This window comes from Sphaerisporangium sp. NPDC005289, from assembly GCF_040607455.1.
Classification (GTDB): Bacteria; Actinomycetota; Actinomycetes; order Streptosporangiales; family Streptosporangiaceae; genus Sphaerisporangium; species Sphaerisporangium rhizosphaerae.
Genome location: NZ_JBEXGS010000002.1, coordinates 254,795 through 272,943, shown reverse-complemented (window position 1 = coordinate 272,943; position 18,149 = coordinate 254,795). Strand labels below are relative to the sequence as shown.

Here is an 18,149-nt window from a genome sequence, read left to right as displayed (position 1 = left end):
CTTCGGAGTGCCGATGGCGGTCGTCACACCGGACGAGGCGCTGAGCGGTGACTGGCTCGCGCACCGTGGCGAGGTCGACGTCGTGCGGGTGCAGGACCCGCCGATGGACAGGTGGCCGGACCTGGCGAGCGCGGGATTCTTCCCCAAACCGCAGGTCGTGGTGTGGCGGGCGGCCACCGCCGGGACCGAGGAGGCGTTCCTGGCCCGGTTGCCGAGCAAGGACAGGCGCAACGTCTTCGCCGCGCGCCGCAGGGTCGCGAGCAACGGCGTGCGTTTCGAGGTATGTCCGGTCTCGGCGGCGCTGCTCGACACGTTCCTCCCGCTGTACGAGAACGAGGTCGGAAAGATGCGCCACGGCTGGGCCGGGGCCAGTACCAACAAGGACCGTATCCTCGCCGCGTCCGACGACTATTTCGCCGTCTGCGCGTGGGACGGCGACGACCTGGCCGGCGCCTGCCTCAACCTCCAGTCCCGGCCGAAGGACGAGGTGCGGGCGCGTTTCTCGGCGGTCACGCCCCGGCTCCGCTCCGCCGGGCTGCCGCGTCTGCTGTACATGCGGGTGATCGAGGAGGCCCGCCGGCGCGGCTTCGGCTGGGTGAGCCTCGGGAGCGACCCCAACCTGTACGGCCACATGGTGAAGCCCGGCCTGTTCGGCTTCAAGAGCCGGCTGGGCTTCGTCGCCGTCCCCTCGCATCTGGTCGACCCGGGCTCCGGTTCCGACCAGGCCGATCGGATCGTGCGCCTGAGCGCGCTCACCGATCCGTCGTTCGTGCTGTCCTACGCCGCCGGGGACGACGGCCGGCCGCGACGCGGACCGGCCCTGCGGCTGGAAGTGTTCGGCTCCACCCAGGAACCGGACCTTCGCCCTTATGCCGCCGGCTTCCTCGCCGAGGTGCGCGCGCACCGTCTCGGCGAAGCGCCTGTTCCCGCGAGAAATCGCTGACCGAGAACGATAGGAAGGAAGAAATGCCGCTCGAACCGTACATTCTCATGCCTGCGAGGCCTGACGCCGCCGAGCCGGGCCCCGTCCACCCGGCCGGGGCGGGCATACCCGCCGGCTGGGACGACTCGCCCCTGCCCCCGCTGGTTCCCGGAGCCGGATGGGACATCGCGGCCTGACCGGGCTCACGGCCATGTGGCTCACGGCCATGTGAGGTATCCGCTTCGATGTGACGGTCAGCCCGTCGCCTCGCCGGGTGGCCGAACGGCCGCGGACAGCCGGGACACCCGGTCGGCGAGCTCGTGGAAGGCCCGCTCGAAAGCCTCTCCGGTCTCGCGGCTCACCGGATCCGGTACCGACCAGTGCAGGTGGTCGGTACCGGCGAGTCCTTCGTGGGCCTGGTCGCACACCGCCACGACGAGGTCGTCCGGGCGGACGACCTCGTCGATGCGCCTTGGCCGGGAGCCTTCCAGCGTCAGGCCGTGATCGCGCGCCGTCGCCACGGCGCAGGGGTGCACTCGCGCCGCCGGTCGGGTGCCGGCGGAGGCCACCGGAACGTCGCTGCCGTCGGCCCACAGCGCCGCGGCCAGCTGTGAACGGGCGGAGTTGTGAGCGCAGACGAAGACCACCCGCGGCGCCTGCCGCACGGTGACGGGCGTCAGACCGGAGAGCGTGCCTGGGACCATCCGGAGGTAGGTGCGGCGACGGTCGGCCTCCGACCGCGTCCGCTCCACCAGGCCGACGTCCTGGAGCGTCTTGAGATGGTGGGCCAGCAGGTTGCTGGGCAGCCCGAGGGCGTCGCCGATCTCCCGGGGTGAGGCGTCACCGAGCGCGAGCATGTCCATGATCGACAGGCGGATCGGATCACCGAGAGCGGCGTGGACACGAGCCCTCGCCGTGATGGAAAGTGGTCCGTCGCGCTCCATTCACTCAATTCTGGTTGAGTAAATGGAGCGCTGTCAACGGTCGTCAGGACGGCCCGCCGGTCACTTCTTCCGGACGCTGCACGCGAAGCACTTGTACGCCTGCTGACCGGAGAGGTTGTCGTACAACCCGTCGTCGACCAGCATGTTCGCCGGTTCGTACCGCGGATCGTCGTACAGGTCGCCGACCCGCTGGGCGGGGCCGAAGGTGTTGGGCAGGTAGATGGTGTCGGTACGGATGCCGGCGTCGAGCAGCGCGGTGCCGGTCACCGCGCCGCGCGGGCTCTCGACCACGACGGTGTCGCCTTGCGCGATCCCCAGCTTCTGGGCGGTGCTCGGGTGGATCTGCACCAGGCGGACGCCGTTGAGCCGCTCCCCGGTCGGGGTCCAGTGGGTCACCGAGGCGAAGTGCACGACGCTCGGCCGGCCGGTCATTCCCATCAGCGGGAACCTCCGGTGGACGGCGCTGGAGCCCGGCACGCCGAGACGCACCGGCTGGGTCAGCGCCTGCGGGTTGATGGGGTTGGAGATGTACCGGTCCTCGTAGGCGATGGTCGGGTGCGCGCCGGTGACCTCGGGATGGGTGTAGAAGGTCGGCAGCGCGTGATGGCCGCTCGGCGCGAGCCTGCGCTCGAGGTCCGGGGTGGTGATCTCGATCTTCCCGCTAGGGGTCAGGAACCTCTTGCCGCGGTTGGCGGGGTCGAGCGCCTCGGCGGCCTTGTACCAGCTCGGGTGGTCCAGATAGAGCGTGCTGACACCGGGGTGGTCCGTCGTGGGGCACGGCCAGCGCAGCGGTTCGGTGCGCGCCCGGAGGCGCTCGCGGGTCATGCCGCCCATGCCCGGGGTGTTGGCCACGAAGGTGTCCCAGAGCTTCGGATAGCTCTTCCACTCCAGCGGGAAGGCGTCGGTCCAGTAAGAGCTGGGACGCCGGCGGTCGTTGCGGCCCAGGGCGTGCGCGAGGCCGATCCAGATCTCCGTGTCGGACCACGACTCGCCGACGCGTTCCACGGCGGCGTCCTGCCATCGGATGGCCCGGTCGTCGCGGCGCATGTACACACCCTCGAATTCCAGGCCGCTGCAGACCGGCAGGATGATGTCGGCGTAGTACGCCGCCTCCTCCATGAACAGGCCGGTATAGACGTAGAAGTCGAGCTTCGCGAACGCCTCCCGTACCTTGCCGGTGTTCGCCGAGCTGATCAGCGGGTTGCCCTCGGTCATCACGGCCTTGAGGCGGTAGGGCTTGCCGTTGAGGATCGACTCGGCGAAGGCGTCCGGGCCGACGGGCAGAGCCGGTCCGCGCTCGGGGGTAGTGACCTTCAGGGCCGGGAGGTTGAGGCCGCCGGGCCAGGTGTTGTGCATGAAGTTGCAGCCGCCGCCAGGCACGCCGATGTTGCCGGTGATCGCGGCCAGCATCGTGAGCGTCCGGTAGGTGTCGAAGGCGCCGAGCTGATGGGAGATGCCGGCATTGCAGAAGATGGCGGCCGGGCGCGCGGTGGCGTAGTCCACGGCCAGCTGCCGGATCGTCGCGGCCGGCACCCCGGTGACGCCCGCGGCCCAGTCCGGAGTGTACGCCTCGGCCTCCAGATGCTTGCGCAGATCCTCGAAGCCCAGCACCCAGCGTGCCACGAACGCCTTGTCGTAGAGGTCCTTGGTCACGATGTGGTGCAGCATGCCCAGGACGAGCGCGAAATCGGTGTGCGGCTTCGGCGCTATCCACTGGTCCGCGTGCACGCTCGTGGGCGTGTGCCGAGGATCGACGACGACGAGCTTGGCGCCGGTGCGCTTCCTGCCGCGGAGGAGGTGGGCGAAGGTGACCGGGTGGGTCTCTCCTTGGTTCGTCCCGAGGAAGAGGAAGAACTTCGCCGCCCCCAGGTCCTCCTTGCCGGTGGCTCCGTCGACGCCGTAGCCGTTGGTGAAGTTGCCCAGGCCGAAGGTGGTGGCCAGGGCGTTGCCGCCCGCGTCGTTGCAGACCGGGCCGACATCGGTGTCGTTGGGGCTGCCCAGCAGGGAGAAGACGCGGCCGACCAGCGATCCGGTGCCGCGGGGCAGTCGGCCGGTGGTCCGGTTGGCGATGGAGCGGGCTTCTCCGGCGTCGCGTAGCGCCAGCCAGCGCCGGGCGATGACGTCCAGCGCGTCGTCCCACGAGATGGGCTCGAAGCGGCTGTCGGGGTCACCCTTGCGTCCCGAGACGCGCCGCAGCGGCGTGGTGAGCCGCAGGGGGTTGTAGACGAGCTCGGTCATCATGGGGGCCTTGACGCACAGGTTGCCGTCCTGCACGGGGTCCTTCGGCTCGCCCCGGACCTCCAGGACCCGGCCGAGCTTGAGCGATACTTCGAGCCTGCAGTTGCTGTTGCAGAACTGGCACGCGCTGTGCACCACCTTGTCCGGCGTCAGCGCGGCCGAACCCTCACTGAAGTCCGGCATGGAGGTCCCACCCGAACCTGCGGTCACCGGCGCCGCCGCGTATGCCGCTTGACCTGCGAAAGGGACAATGCCTGACACCCCGCCCGCGGCCGTGCCGGCGCTCGCGAGTATCGCGCCGCGCAGGACACCTCGGCGCGTGACACCGTCGCCTTTTCGGGGCACAGCGCCCTCCTGCTCCACCATGACGTCTCTCCCATCGCGATGGGCCGCTCACGGGGAACACTCTGATGTTCAGCGCCGGATCATGAAAGTGATCCACCCAGGCAGCATCCTGCCGGGCAACTTCGTGCCTTGCTCGTGCGCCGGCCGCCGACGGCCCCTCATTCCGGGCCGGTGCCGGCGGTAGGATTCTCCTCAATAATCATTGACTCAATCGTCGTGATCACCATGGGCTGCGGTGACGCCTGCCCGATCTTTCCGGGTAAGCACTATGAGGACTGGCAGTTGGACGACCCCGCAGGCAAGGACATCCACACCGTCCGCCGCATCCGGGACGAGGTCCGGACGCGGATAGGACAGCTGATCGCCGAGCTGGACTCCGGCGCGGCCTGAGCTTCGGGGCTATCCGCGTGACGCGCGGTGGTAGGCGACGAGCGCGGTCGCCCCCGCCGCGCAGGCGGCGGCGACCACGCCCATCACGGCTCCATACCCGACGACCTGCGCCAGGGCGGCGGCGCCAAGCGGCGCGCCGGCTCTCGCGGTCATCGAGAAGAACGCGATGCGCCCTGCCAACGTGGCGTAGGCGGTGGTGCCGTACCGTTCCGCGAGTAGGTGCGGCTGGGTGACGGCAGCGACGCCGAAGCCCATCCCGAACGCCAGCACGCAGCCGACCGCTCCCGCCGCACTGCGCCCGACCACCGGCAGTAGCAGCGCCGCCATGCCCTGGGCGGTGAGGATGCCGGCGGCCACGACGGCGATGCCCGCGCGACGCTGCAGGCCGGTGGTGACCAGTCGTCCTGTCACCGACAGCACGCCGAGCAATCCGGCGATTCCGGCGGCGAAGACCGGGGGATGGCCGAGCCGGATGAGGTAGCTGATCAGCAGCACGGCGACCGTGGCCACCGCGGCGGCGTGCGCGGCGAAGGCGGTGACCAGTAGCCAGAAGGCCCGCTCGCGAACCGCGGCGCGGACCACGCCGGCCCGCTGCGACTCTGCATCGGACGCCGCGGCTTCGGAGCGCGAGCGGCCGCCGCGGCGCAGGACCAGGGCGTGCAGCGGAACCGCGGCGGCCCCGTACAGCAGGGCCAGGACGACCGCGGCGTGGCGCCAGCCGTATCGGTCGACCAGCAGGCCCGACAGCGGCAGGAAGATCGTGGAAGCGAACCCGGCGACGATCGTGATGGCCAGCAGCGCCCCGGCCCGCCGGCGCGCGTCGAACCAGCCGACCACGACGGCGAACGCCGGCTCGTACAGGACCATGGCCGAGGCGAGCCCGACCGCCACGAACACGCCGTACAGCTGCGGCAGGTTCTCCACGCGCGACCAGGCCAGCAGGGCCAGCGTGCCGAGCACCGACCCTGCGGTCATCAGGACACGGGCGCCTCGTGCGTCGACCCACCGTCCGACCAGCGGCGCGCACAGGGCACTAGTCAGGACCGCCAGGGTGAGCGCCGTGGCGACCTGCGGGGCGCCGGCGTGCAGGTCGCGTCGCATGGGTGTGAGGAACACCGAGAAGGCGTAGTAGAGGACGCCGTAGCCGATGGTCTGGGTCACGGCCAGGGCGGCGACGATCCGCCGGCCGTGGCGGGCCCGAGGCCGATCGCCGCTCCGGTTCTCCGAGGCGGCGATCGGTGGAACGGTACTCACTCCGGCACCCTGGCGCCCCGAGTCAGCCGCAGCAGCCGCCACCGGAGTCGACGCTCACCAGGGGCAGCGGTGTGGCGAGAAGCCCTCCGCTGACGCCCGTCGCCAGGCCCACGCGCGCTTCCTGCGCCTCGGCGAGGTTGGAGGAGCACACGCCCGTCTCGGGAAGGTCGAGCTGGACGTCGCGGGCCGCCTCCCAGTCTCCGGCCAGCGCCGCCACCACGGAGCGGACCTGCTCGTAGCCGGTGGCCATCAGGAAGGTGGGGGCGCGTCCGTAGCTTTTGACGCCCACCGTGTAGTAACCGGTCTCGGGGTGGGCCAGCTCGTCCACGCCATGAGCCGGTACGGTGCCGCAGGAGTGCTGGTTGGGGTCGATGAGCGGCGCCAACGCGCGAGTGGAGCCGAGGATCGGGTCCAGGTCCAGCCGCAGCTCGTCGGCGATGGAGTGATCGGGACGGTAGCCGGTGGCCGACACGATGCGGTCGGCGGTGATGGACCGCTCCGCCCCGGAGGGGTCACGGCTGATCACCTCCAGCCCGTCATCGGTGACCGTGATGCGGTGGGTGTAGAAGCCGGTGACCAGATCGATGCGTCCTGACTCGACCAGGGCGTGCAGACGGGTGCCCAGCGCACCGCGCGCCGGCAGCGCGTCGGCGTCGCCTCCGCCGTAGGTACGCGCGGCGCTGCCTGCCCGGATGGCCCACGTGATCGGCGTGTCCCTGAGCTCGGCCAGGGCGAGCAGCGTGGTGGCGGCGGAGTGACCGGCGCCGACGACCAGGATGCGACGGCCCTCGTAGGCGCCGCGGTCGACGCCCAGCACGTCCGGCAGAGCGTGGTCGACGAGCTCCACCGCTTCTGGCTCACCGTGAGCGGGCAGGCCGCTCGCTCCCAGGGCGTTGGGGTTGGCATAGGTGCCGGAGGCGTCGATCACCGCTTTGGCCTGCATCTCCTCTCCGCTGTGCAGGCGGATGAGGAACGGCGCCTGCTCGCGTCCCTTGGTGCGTACCCGGTCGTACCCGAGGCGGCTGATCGCCGTGACCTTCGTACCGAGCCTGAGCCTGGGCGCGATCGCGGGATGGGCGGCGAGTGGGGTGAGGTAGTTCTCGATCAGCTCGGCGCCGGTCGGGAGCCAGTCGGGGTCCGGGGCCGTCCAGCCGCTCGTTTCGAGAAGACGGCGGGTGGCGGCGTCGATGTTGTACCGCCAAGGGCTGAAGACGCGCACCTGCCCCCACTGGGCCACCGAGGCGCCGACCTGACCTCCGGCCTCCAGCACCAGGAAGTCCAGGCCGCGCTCGGCGAGATGAGCGGCGGCGGCCAGCCCGACCGGTCCCGCGCCGATCACCACGATCGGCAGGGCATGCGAGTCGGTCTTGGAGGAGAAGGGCTCGATGTCCAGGGTCACCGGGCCGCAGCATCCGTCACTCATGATCGCCTCTCCGCATCCTCGTGTATGCCGATCCCGGCCAGTCGCACCGGACTTGTTTCGAAGCCTGTCTAAGCAAACTTAGCGTGCCGCAGTGCTTAGAGCGCTGTCAAATTAGATGACTTTCAAAACATCCTACTCCTCGGACCGCGACCGCACTCCTTGTGGCGATGGACGGTAAGGGCTTCTCTGGGGGTAGTTCATCTACTATCGTCGATGATAGATGAATAGAGAAGTCATCCCGCTCGAACGGGACTCGGCAGAGGAGTACGCGAGCTGGTTCAAGGCTCTGGCCGACGCCACTCGCATCCAGATCGTGTCGCTGTTGGCCCGGCACCGGGAGCCCCTGACGGTGGGGGAGATCGTCCAAGCCGTGCACATAGGCCAGTCGACGGTGTCCCACCATCTGAAGATTCTGGCCGAGGTGCGGTTCGTGTTGGTGGAGCGACGCGGCACCGCGAGTCTGTACCGCATCAACGAGACCTGCGTACGTTGCTTTCCCACCGCCGCGGACGTGGTGATGGGCCGTCCCGCTCCGGTGACCCCCACCTGCGAGTAAGGACCACGCGATGGCACACGATGAGGCCGTGCACGACTGCTCGGATCTGACGGGCGCCGCGCTCTCCGGCGAGTCGGTCTCTGACTGTGCAGCGGACACCTTCGGCGGGGTGGGCTACGAGGAGGCGACCAGACCGTCCGAGGGAGCTGTACGGGCGAGCTCGGCCTCCTCGCCGGGTATCACCATTCGCCCCATGCGCGAGGCGGACGCCGCCCGGGTCCTGGCCATCTACCAGGCCGGGCTCGACACGGGGAACGCCAGCTTCGAGACCACCGCCCCCACCTGGAACCACTTCGACCAGGGCAAGCTCCGCCGGCTTCGCTATGTCGCCGTCGACCCGGACACCGACCATGTCGTGGGCTGGATCGCGGCCTCGCGTGTGTCGAACAGGTCCGTCTACGCCGGAGTGGTCGAGCACAGCATTTATGTCGATCCGTCCTGCCGTGGGCGTGGTATCGGCCGTGACCTGCTCAACGCCTTCATCGACGCGAGCGAGACCGCCGGGGTATGGACCATCCAGACCGGCATCTTCCCCGAGAACGGTCCCAGCCTGCTGCTGCACCAAGCCTGCGGGTTTCGCGTCGTCGGCACGCGCGAGCGCATCGGCCGGCATCATGGCGTCTGGCGTGACGTGCTGTTCCTGGAACGCAGAATGCGGGACGATCCGCCATAGGCGAGCGGTCGATGGTCGTCGTGATGCGACGAGAACTCAGCCCCAGCGACGTGCCGTGCAGCCGTCTGGTGGAAGACCGCTCGCAAGCTGAGGGGAGCGCGGGGTGCCCCGGTAAGTCTGGCTTCCCACTACTGCGGCTTTGGCTCGGCCGACGTCCCTGCCGGGTCTCTGTAGAGGGCAGGACCGATGCTCATGTCGATCGACCTTTCGTCGAAAGTTCTGTGATCTAGGAGCGGACGAGCTTGGCGATGGCGTCGGCGGCCTCCTTACATGGGCTTCACTGTGGCCGGTACCAAGGCCGGCCTTCCTCGCCAGGGGACCTGTCATGCCTGCTGTCCGGCGCTTGACTTCAAGTCGACTTGAAGGCGCATGCTCGCCCCATGTCCGAAGACGGTGCGACGAGCACCATGAACGATTCCGTCGAGTCCCTGATCAAGATGCTTGATGCGGCCGATTCTCTTCCGGGTGTCGCGCGGCTGCGAGCCCGCTCGTACAGCCGTCGTGGCAAGGCGTGTTGCGGCTGATCAAGGTTCCCGGCAGAACCAACCGGGCGCGATGGGAGAAGCGGGGCGTGCGGCCGGGGGCGCGGTGGAGTCGCGTTGGGACGACCGGGCGTTGGAGCGGCCAGGAAGTCCGCCTGAAACTTACAGCGGCATCCGTCGCGGACCAGCGGTTCGAGCGGGTCGTCTCCCTTTCTGTTGACGCACTTCCGCCTCCTCTCTAGCGTGAGGCCCCCGTGGGTGATCGACATTTATTTGTTAACGCTAACAATGGGAGAGGTGTGGAGACAAGGAGAGCCGGTCCTTTCCGATGTTTCCGACCGGCCCACCCGCCGTTCATCCATAGCCATGCCCGCCCTCCCGCCCGTTGTTCCCGTTGCCGCTTCATGGCTGCCGGCTGCGGCGAGGCGGCCGCGACGTCGCCCGTTGTCTCCGGGCGGCCGCAGCTCACGATGCTGGAGGTCTCCTGTCATCGTCTTGCGGCCACCGTCAGCTCTTCCAGGCCGCGGGCGGCACCGCCGTCCATCGGTGGACCATGATCAACAACGGTTGGAACCCGAGCGGCAGGCCGGTGCTGGGCATGCCCGACATCTCGTGGCTCGGACGTACGTCAGCACCACGATGTGCACAAGTGCACGTTTGTGCCCAGTAATTCAGATCCAGTGATGGGAGTTTCATGGCAATGATCATGGCCTCTGATGGTCGCTCATCAGGACCATCGCGGAGCACCCGGCCGTTACACCGGTTGCTGATCGGGCTTGTGGTGACCGCGCTCACCGCAGCGGCAGCCCTCGTGTCCGCGCCATCGGCCCATGCCGCCACCAGCCAGTTCCGAGGCATGAACTGGGCCGTGCTGGGTGACAACTTCAGCACCGGCCCGCTCGTTGTGCAGGGCCTGAGCCAGTCCGACAGCAACGCGACGGTACGGGCCAAGGCCAACTCGATCTACGACAGCATGGAATACCTGATGGGGGTCAACACCGTCCGGCTGCCCATCAACACGCACACTGTGGCCAACACGACCTGGTGGAACGCCTACCGCGGCGCCATCGACGCCGCCGCCGACCGTGGATTCAAGGTCATCCTGGCCTACTGGGAGGATGGCGCCGCCTCTGGCGGCAGGATCACGAACCTCGCCGCATGGAACGCGATGTGGTCCAGCGTGGTCGGCACGTACGGGTCGAACGGCAACGTCTACTTCGAGCCGATGAACGAGCCGCACGGCTATTCGTCGTCGGAGTGGCGCAACGTCGCGGCGAACTGGCTCAGCACTCACTCCTCGGCGGCGCCCGGCCGGGTGCTCATCGGCGGCACCGGCTTCAGCCAGGACCTGCGGGACATCTGCAACGACAGCCGCTTCAACTCGACGTTGCTGTCCTTCCACTACTACACCTTCTTCTACAGCGCGATGACCTACGACGGCTTCCGAAGCCACATGCAGTCGCTTCTGGGCAACTGCGCCTCCCGCGCGGTCGTGACCGAGTTCGGCGCGCCGATGTCCGATGGCCTCAACTACGGCGACGCGAACAGCACCGACAACTTCGTGCGTTACCTCCGCGCCGTGACCCAGGTGATGCGGGACAACCAGATGGGCGGCACCTACTGGCCAGCCCTCGGCGGCAAGGTGACCGCAGGCCTCGGCTACGACCACTACTCGATGTTCGCTCTCGGCGGCAGCGGCACCACCCTCAACCTGTCCACCCGCAACGGCTACGGCGCCAACCGGGTCCGGTACGCCTGGGGCGACAACGTCGGCGACCCCACCCCCACCCCCACCCCCACCCCCACGCCGGCGCCGGATACGTTCTACAGCCTCACCGTGCGCCACAGCGGCAAGGCCATGGACGTCCAGCAGGCGAGCACCGCCAACAGCGCGCGCGTCGACCAGTACACCTACGGCGGCAACGCCTGGCAGCAGTGGAAGTTCCAGGACGCCGGCAGCGGCTACTGGCGCGTCATCAGCCGCCACAGCGGAAAGTGCCTCGACGTGACCAGCGCCTCGACCGCCGACGGCGCCGAACTCATCCAGTACACCTGCGGCACCGGCAACAACCAGCAGTTCCAGATGGTCGCCAACGGCGGCTACTTCCAGCTCCGCGCACGCCACAGCGGCAAATGCGTGGACGTGCCCTCCGCCTCGACCGCGGACGGCGTGGTCCTCAAGCAGTACACGTGCAACACCGGCACCAACCAGCAGTGGTCGCGCACGGCCGTCTGACGGTCGTCTCGACGTAAGCGCGGATTCCGCGGTACAGCCCGCACGCCCCCGGTGCCGATCTCCTGCTGTGCGCTCCGTGCCGGGGGATCCGGATCGTGGCGCTGCGCGGTCGGCCCGGGGTGCGGTGTCGGTGTAGTCACCAGGCCGTTGCCCCGGGCGGCCGTCCTGAACCGAACGTGCGAATCTCGCCACCGCGGCGCAGGCCGCCGGTGCATAGGTGGAGACGGGGGAGGAGTGGCGTCCTCGACATGGGATGTCTGCGCGGTCGGCTTTCCTGGGCTCGTACCTTCGCCGGGGCGGCCGTCACCCGGTGATTCGGGGGTGCTGGGGGGGTGCGCGGTCGCGCGAGGTGCGGGGGAGAGGGTGCCGTCGTCATCCCATGTCACCGGGAAACTTTCAGAGCGGGCGCGGCACGCCCGGCCTCCTCCCGCGTCCGAAGAAGCCCTCCTCCGGCCGGCGCCGGCGTCGAAACTCCTGGTCCGGGGGCGACGCCGCACCGCGCTGAGGTAGAGGTCCGACCTGTCCCCGCACAGCATGGCGTCGGCCCCGCTTGACACCTGGAAATGCCCGCTTAACGTCGGGTGTCTGGCAACGAGATCCTTTGCGAAGCAGGGGCGGCACCTCTGCGAGCAACGCCCTATTCCGGCAGCGCGGCGGCGCGCGTCATGCCTGACTAAACGTTCATGTCAGGAAGGAACCATCCGTCCAATGTCCCGACGTCCGTGGCTCCCGACGCCGGCCGCTCCTCTACGGTCCCCGGCTGCGTCCCGCGGTGTCCGCCGGGGCTGGAGCACCGTCCGCAACCCCTTCGGGATGGAGAAGCAATATGTCTGATTTGTCGCGTCGGCAAGTGCTGCGATTCGGCGCGGCCGGCGCCGGCGCCGCGCTGATGCCGTTCCAGTGGACGGCGGCCGCGCGAGCCGCGTCAGTGGCGCCCGCGCAGGTGGCCGCCGCTAACGATCTGGCGCTGTGGTACGACGAGAGCGCCGGGACCGACTGGTTGCGCGCGCTGCCGATCGGCAACGGGCGCCTGGGCGCCATGGTGTTCGGCAACGTCGACGTCGAACGGTTGCAGCTGAACGAGGACACCGTGTGGGCCGGCGGGCCGTACGACCAGAGCAACACGCGCGGCGCGGGGGCGCTGTCGCAGATCCGGCAGGCGGTCTTCGCGAACCAGTGGAGCCAGGCCCAGACCCTGATCGACCAGAACATGCTGGGCAGCCCGGCGGGCCAGCTGGCCTACCAGACCGTCGGCAACCTGCGGCTCACCTTCAGCGGCGGCTCCAGTGGGGTCTCGGGGTACAACCGGCTGCTGGACCTGACCACGGCCACCACGGCGACGACGTACTCGCAGAACGGCATCAACTACCGGCGTGAGACGTTCGCCAGCGCGCCCGACCAGGTCATCGCCATCCGCCTGACCGCGGACCGGGCCGGCTCGATCACCTTCTCCGCGACGTTCGACAGCCCGCAGCGGACGACACGCAGCAGTCCCGACGGCACGACGGTGGGCCTCGACGGCATCTCAGGCGACTTCGAGGGCAAGAGCGGCTCGGTGCGGTTCCTGGCGCTGGCCAGGGCGGTCGCCGACGGCGGCACCGTCACCAGCTCCGGCGGCACGTTGCAGGTGCGCGGCGCCAACAGCGTGACGTTGCTGATCTCCATCGGCTCCAGCTACGTCAACTACCAGAACGTCGGCGGCGACTACCAGGGCATCGCCCGCAACTACCTGAGCGCGGCCGTGGCCAGGACCTACGACGACCTGCGCTCGCGGCACGTGGCCGACTACCAGCGGCTGTTCGGGCGCACGACGCTCGATCTCGGCCGCACCTCCGCGGCCGACCAGCCGACCGACGTGCGCATCGCGCAGCACAACAGCACCAACGACCCGCAGTTCTCGGTGCTGCTGTTCCAGTACGGCCGCTACCTGCTGATCAGCTCCTCGCGCCCCGGCTCGCAGCCGGCCAACCTGCAGGGCATCTGGAACGACTCGCTGACCCCGCAGTGGGACTCCAAGTACACCATCAACGCCAACCTGCCGATGAACTACTGGCCGACCGACACCACCAACCTGTCGGAGTGCTACGAGCCGGTGTTCAAGATGATCAGCGAGCTCGCGGTCACCGGCGCCCGCACCGCCCGGGTGCAGTACAACGCCGGCGGCTGGGTGACCCACCACAACACCGACGCCTGGCGCGCCTCGTCGGTCGTCGACGGCGCGTTGTGGGGCATGTGGCAGACCGGTGGCGCGTGGCTGTCCACCATGATCTGGGACCACTACCAGTTCACCGGCGACGTCGGGTTCCTGCAGCAGTACTACCCCGCGATGAAGGGCGCCGCGCAGTTCTTCCTCGACACCCTGGTGAGCGAACCGAGCCTCGGATACCTGGTCACCAACCCCTCCAACTCCCCGGAACTGCCGCACCACTCGGGCGTCAGCGTGTGCGCGGGCCCGACGATGGACAACCAGATCCTGCGCGATCTGTTCAACGGCTGCGCCCAGGCCAGCCAGGTGCTCGGCACCGACGCCGACTTCCGTACGCGGGTCCTGGCGGCGCGTGACCGGCTCGCGCCGATGAAGGTCGGCTCGCGCGGCAACATCCAGGAGTGGCTGTACGACTGGGTGGAGACCGAGCAGAACCACCGGCACATCTCCCACCTGTACGGCCTGCACCCCAGCAACCAGATCACCAAGCGGGGCACCCCCTCGCTGTACACCGCGGCGCGGCGGACGCTGGAGCTGCGCGGCGACGACGGCACCGGCTGGTCGCTCGCCTGGAAGATCAATTACTGGGCGCGCATGGAGGAGGGCAACCGGGCGCAGACGCTCATCCGTCTCCTGGTCACGACGGCCCGGCTCGCGCCGAACATGTTCGACCTGCACCCGCCGTTCCAGATCGACGGCAACTTCGGCGCCACCTCCGGCATCGCCGAGATGCTGCTGCAGAGCCACACCGGCGAGCTGAACGTGCTGCCGGCACTGCCGTCCGCCTGGCCGGCCGGGAAGGTGCAGGGCCTGCGAGGGCGCGGCGGCTACACCGTGGACGCGACGTGGGCCTCCGGCGCGGCCACCGAGATCCTCGTCAAGTTCGACCGCGACGGCACGGTCAACGTGCGCAACCGGATCTTCACCGGCACCTCCCAGGTGGTCGACGTGGCGACCGGCGGCGCCGTCACCGTGACCAAGCCCGAGACCGACGTCGTCCGGTTCACCGGCCAGGCCGGCCAAACGTACAAGCTGACGGGCACTGGCACGACGACGCCGCCGCCGTCCACCTACGTGCGGGTCTCCAACGCCGCCACCGGGCTGGTGCTGGACGGCGCCGGCAACGTCGCCTCCGGGTCGAACCTGAAGCAGTGGAACTGGAACGGCGGCAACAACCAGCAGTTCCAGCTCGTCGACCTGGGCAGCGGCTGGTACCGCATCGTCAACCGCACCAACGGCCTGGTCATCGACAGCCAGGGCAACGGCTCCAACGGCGCCATCGCCAAGCAGGCATCGTCGAACGGCAACAACAACCAGCAGTGGCGGCTCAACGACACCGGCAGCGGCCGCTACCAGATCATCAACCGCGCCACCGGCACGGCCCTGGACGGCATGGGCTATACCGGCGCCGGCTCCGACGTCGGCATGTGGACGCCGAACGGCAACGGCAACAACCTGTGGACCATCACGAACCTGTGACGGTCGCGGGCCCGCCGCACCTCTGAGCGGCACCACGCGCCGCGCCGCGACCGGCCACCGGTCGCGGCGCAGCGCCTCAACTGGTGGCGCCCCAGGTGAGCGACAGGCCGGTGGCGGCGCGTTCGGCGCGGATCTCCATCATGCTGCCCAGGATGGTGGCATGGTCCGACACCACGGGCGTGGCGTCGAGCGCGTAGGTGATCCGGTGGCTGACGAGCACCGGGCTGCCCTGCGGCTCGTCGAGATGGCGGGCGGCGGCGGCGTCGAGCAGACCGGGCCGCACCACCTCCGACGCCCGGGCGACCGTCACTCCCGCGTCGGCGAGGGCGGTGTAGAGGGAGACGGCGGTGAAGTCGCGGTCGCGGATGCGGTCGGCCGCCGGCCGCCGGACCCAGGACACCTGGTGCACGGCGGGACGGCCCGCGAACTCGCGGACCCGCTCCAGCCGCAGGGCGGTGTCGCCGGGACGCAGCCGCAGCTGCGCGGCGATGCGGGACGGGGCCCGGCGCACCGCCCGTCCGGCCACCGCGGTGCGCACGTCATGGCCCTGTTTGCGCAGGTCGTCGACCAGGCTGCGGAGCGAGTCGAGCTGGTAGGCCGTGTGCGGCGGGGCGATGAAGGTGCCTCTGCCGGGCTTCTGCACGATCAGCCTCTCGTCGCTGAGCTCCCGTAACGCCTGGCGCAGCGTCATCAGGGTCACCCCGTAGGAGGCGCTCAGCTCCCGTTGCGGCGGCAGGGCCTCACCGGGGGCGTAGTGTCCCGACCGGATCTTCGCGGCGAGGTCGGCGGCGATGGCGCGGTATCTCGCCTCGTGCCCGGCGTCGGGGGTCATCGTGGTCGGTCACACTCCTGGTCGAGGGCTCGCCGCAGGGTCGCGAGGAAGGCCCGCAGGTCGTCCGGCCCGGCGCCGTCGAGCACCCGCCGCATGACCGCGGCGCCGACCACCACGCCGTCGGCGTGCCGGCGGGCTTCGCGTGCCTGGTCCGGGGTGGAGATGCCGAATCCTAGCAAGACCGGCCGGTCGGTGAGGTCCCTGATCCGCTCGGTGAGCTCCGCCGCCGAGGCGGCGAGGGCGGCCCGCTCACCGGTGGTGCCCATCACCGACACCGCGTAGACGAATCCGCGGCTGCGGCGCGCGATCTCGGCCAGCCGCGGCCGCGGCGTCGCGGGCGACGCCAGCAGCACCGGCTCGATCCCGTTGGCGGCGGCCGCGCCGGTGAGCTCGGCCGCCTCGTGCACCGGCAGGTCGGGCACGATCAGGCCCCCGACGCCGGCCCGGCGCAGCGCCGCGCAGAACGCCTCGGGGCCGTCGTGCAGCACCAGGTTGTAGTAGGTGCTGGCGACCAGCGGCACGCCCGGATCACCCGCCTCGGCGAGGTCGGCGAGGATCCGGCGCGCGCTCGCCCCCCGGCGCAGTGCCGCGTCACTGGCCTGCTGGATGGTGGCGCCGTCCAGCGTGGGGTCGGAGAAGGGCAGGCCGACCTCGATCGCGTCCGCGCCGGCGGCGGCGAACGCCCGCAGATAGTCCGTCCAGCCGGCCGTGATCCCTCCGGTGACGTACGGCATGAGCAGGCCGCGGCCGGTGTCCCGGCGGGCGCGCAGGTGGCGCTCGACCGCGCCCGCGGCCAGGGTGGTGGGGTCGGTCACAGCAGCTCCTTCAGGGTCGTGAGGTCCTTGTCGCCCCGGCCGGACAACGTCATCAGCACCGTCGATCCCGCCGGCAGGTCGCCGCCCGCCGCGCGGATCACCCAGGCGAGGGCGTGCGCCGATTCGAGCGCCGGGACGATGCCTTCGGTGCGCGCCAGCCGTACCGCCGCGCCGACCGCCTCCTCGTCGGTCACCGTGACGTAGCGGGCCCGGCCCAGGTCGCGCAGGTGGGCGTGCTCCGGGCCGACTCCCGGATAGTCGAGCCCGGCGGCGATGGAGTGCGGTTCGGTGATCTGCCCGTCGTCGTCCTGCAGGAACAGCGAGCGGCAGCCGTGCAGGACGCCGAGCCGGCCGCGGGCCGCCCCGGCGCCGCCCTCCGCCTCGACGCCGACCAGGCGCGCCGGGGTGTCGGCGAATCCGGCGAACGTGCCGGCCGCGTTGGAGCCGCCGCCCACGCACGCGACCACGTGGTCCGGGACGCCGGTCCGCAGCTCGGCGGCGCACTGTTGCCGGGCCTCGTCGCCGATGATCCGCTGGAACTCCCTGACCATCCACGGGTACGGATCCGGCCCGACGACCGAGCCGATGCAGTAGTGCGCGTCGCCGGTCGCGCCCACCCAGTGCCGCATGGCCTCGCTGGTCGCGTCCTTGAGGGTGCGGCTGCCCGTGGTCACCGGGACCACCTCGGCGCCCAGCATGCGCATCCGGAACACGTTCAGCGCCTGCCGCTCGATGTCGCGCTCGCCCATGAACACCGTGGCCTCAAGCCCGAGCAGCGCGGCGGCGGTCGCGGTGGCCACCCCGTGCTGGCCCGCTCCCGTCTCGGCGATCAGCCTGCGCCGTCCCATCCGGGTGGCCAGCAGGGCCTGGCCGAGCACGTTGTTGATCTTGTGGGACCCGGTGTGGGTGAGATCCTCGCGCTTGAGGTACAGCCGCACGCCCAGCGCCTGCGACAACCGGCGGGCCGGTGTGAGCGGGGTGGGCCGCCCGGCGTGCACGGCGAGCAGCCGCGCCAGGGCGCCGCGGAAGCCCGGATCGGCCCATGCCTCCCGGAACGCCTCTTCCACCTCGCGGCACGCCTCGACCAGGGACTCCGGCGCGTACCGTCCGCCGTACCCGCCGAACCGTCCTCCCGCCCGGGGCTCGCCCATCGTCCCGTCCGGCGGGACCGGTTCGCGCCATGGCGACACCTCTCGCATGCCATGCTCCGATCGTTCTATAACTCTTGAGTGAGTTCTATAACAGTCAGTGTGGCATGGGAGGCGTGGAGGCGCCACCGCCGATGTCCGGTCCTAAGGCGCCTGGCGGGCGGATGGGCCCTCGATGTGAAACCCCTGGTGGTACGCGACCGAAG

13 protein-coding genes and 1 pseudogene are annotated in these 18,149 nt (G+C 70.1%); 7 read left to right on the top strand and 7 right to left on the bottom strand.

What is annotated here, in order from left to right; translation table 11 throughout:
• The first annotated feature begins 13 nt into the window (after window positions 1-13).
• Both ABZT47_RS03975 and ABZT47_RS03970 read left to right on the top strand, forming a co-directional pair.
• The gene (locus ABZT47_RS03975) at window positions 14-943 is read left to right on the top strand and encodes a GNAT family N-acetyltransferase (RefSeq protein ID WP_354835907.1); all 930 of its coding nucleotides are present in this window, start codon (window positions 14-16) and stop codon (window positions 941-943) included.
• A gap of 47 nt (window positions 944-990) precedes the next feature.
• Complete coding sequence (locus ABZT47_RS03970; RefSeq protein ID WP_354835905.1) at window positions 991-1,119, top strand: hypothetical protein; 129 nt, start codon at window positions 991-993, stop codon at window positions 1,117-1,119.
• Window positions 1,120-1,176: 57 nt separating this feature from the next.
• On the opposite strand, the gene ABZT47_RS03965 is transcribed toward ABZT47_RS03970, so the two are convergent.
• Both ABZT47_RS03965 and ABZT47_RS03960 read right to left on the bottom strand, forming a co-directional pair.
• Complete coding sequence (locus ABZT47_RS03965) at window positions 1,177-1,866, bottom strand: helix-turn-helix domain-containing protein (protein WP_354835903.1); 690 nt, start codon at window positions 1,864-1,866, stop codon at window positions 1,177-1,179.
• Between the two features lie 60 nt (window positions 1,867-1,926).
• Window positions 1,927-4,287: a molybdopterin-dependent oxidoreductase gene (locus ABZT47_RS03960; protein ID WP_354835901.1), complete on the bottom strand. Its 2,361-nt coding sequence runs from the start codon at window positions 4,285-4,287 to the stop codon at window positions 1,927-1,929.
• A gap of 369 nt (window positions 4,288-4,656) precedes the next feature.
• Here ABZT47_RS03960 and ABZT47_RS03955 point away from each other — a divergent pair.
• A pseudogene (locus ABZT47_RS03955) lies at window positions 4,657-4,839 on the top strand (heat-shock protein HtpX); the annotation flags it as partial.
• A 9-nt stretch (window positions 4,840-4,848) separates the two neighbouring features.
• Here the strand turns inward: ABZT47_RS03955 and ABZT47_RS03950 are convergent.
• Together ABZT47_RS03950 and ABZT47_RS03945 are read right to left on the bottom strand one after the other, a co-directional pair.
• Window positions 4,849-6,093, bottom strand: coding sequence for an MFS transporter (locus ABZT47_RS03950; RefSeq protein ID WP_354835899.1), 1,245 nt, complete (start codon window positions 6,091-6,093; stop codon window positions 4,849-4,851).
• Between the two features lie 22 nt (window positions 6,094-6,115).
• Window positions 6,116-7,516, bottom strand: a complete 1,401-nt coding sequence (locus tag ABZT47_RS03945; protein WP_354835897.1) for an FAD-dependent oxidoreductase — start codon at window positions 7,514-7,516, stop codon at window positions 6,116-6,118.
• A gap of 220 nt (window positions 7,517-7,736) precedes the next feature.
• Here ABZT47_RS03945 and ABZT47_RS03940 point away from each other — a divergent pair, with 220 nt between their 5' ends.
• From ABZT47_RS03940 to ABZT47_RS03925, 4 genes are all read left to right on the top strand, one after another.
• Window positions 7,737-8,072, top strand: coding sequence for a metalloregulator ArsR/SmtB family transcription factor (locus ABZT47_RS03940; protein WP_354835895.1), 336 nt, complete (start codon window positions 7,737-7,739; stop codon window positions 8,070-8,072).
• Window positions 8,073-8,082: 10 nt separating this feature from the next.
• Complete coding sequence (locus tag ABZT47_RS03935; RefSeq protein WP_354835893.1) at window positions 8,083-8,745, top strand: N-acetyltransferase family protein; 663 nt, start codon at window positions 8,083-8,085, stop codon at window positions 8,743-8,745.
• 1,338 nt (window positions 8,746-10,083) lie between these two features.
• Window positions 10,084-11,463: an RICIN domain-containing protein gene (locus tag ABZT47_RS03930; protein WP_354835891.1), complete on the top strand. Its 1,380-nt coding sequence runs from the start codon at window positions 10,084-10,086 to the stop codon at window positions 11,461-11,463.
• An 850-nt stretch (window positions 11,464-12,313) separates the two neighbouring features.
• Window positions 12,314-15,148 carry a glycoside hydrolase N-terminal domain-containing protein gene (locus ABZT47_RS03925; protein ID WP_354835889.1) on the top strand — a complete coding sequence of 945 codons (2,835 nt, stop codon included), beginning with the start codon at window positions 12,314-12,316 and terminating at the stop codon, window positions 15,146-15,148.
• 76 nt (window positions 15,149-15,224) lie between these two features.
• On the opposite strand, the gene ABZT47_RS03920 is transcribed toward ABZT47_RS03925, so the two are convergent.
• Genes ABZT47_RS03920 through trpB form a run of 3 tightly spaced genes read right to left on the bottom strand, consistent with a single transcriptional unit; the run spans window position 15,225 to window position 17,994 of the window.
• Complete coding sequence (locus tag ABZT47_RS03920) at window positions 15,225-15,980, bottom strand: GntR family transcriptional regulator (protein WP_354835887.1); 756 nt, start codon at window positions 15,978-15,980, stop codon at window positions 15,225-15,227.
• A complete protein-coding gene (gene trpA, locus ABZT47_RS03915; protein ID WP_354835885.1) occupies window positions 15,977-16,795 on the bottom strand; it encodes a tryptophan synthase subunit alpha in 819 nt (272 codons plus the stop codon). Before trpA ends, ABZT47_RS03920 begins: the two co-directional genes overlap by 4 nt.
• Window positions 16,792-17,994 carry a tryptophan synthase subunit beta gene (gene trpB / locus ABZT47_RS03910; protein ID WP_354835883.1) on the bottom strand — a complete coding sequence of 401 codons (1,203 nt, stop codon included), beginning with the start codon at window positions 17,992-17,994 and terminating at the stop codon, window positions 16,792-16,794. The genes trpA and trpB overlap by 4 nt, the downstream gene beginning before the upstream one ends.
• Window positions 17,995-18,149 lie beyond the last annotated feature (155 nt).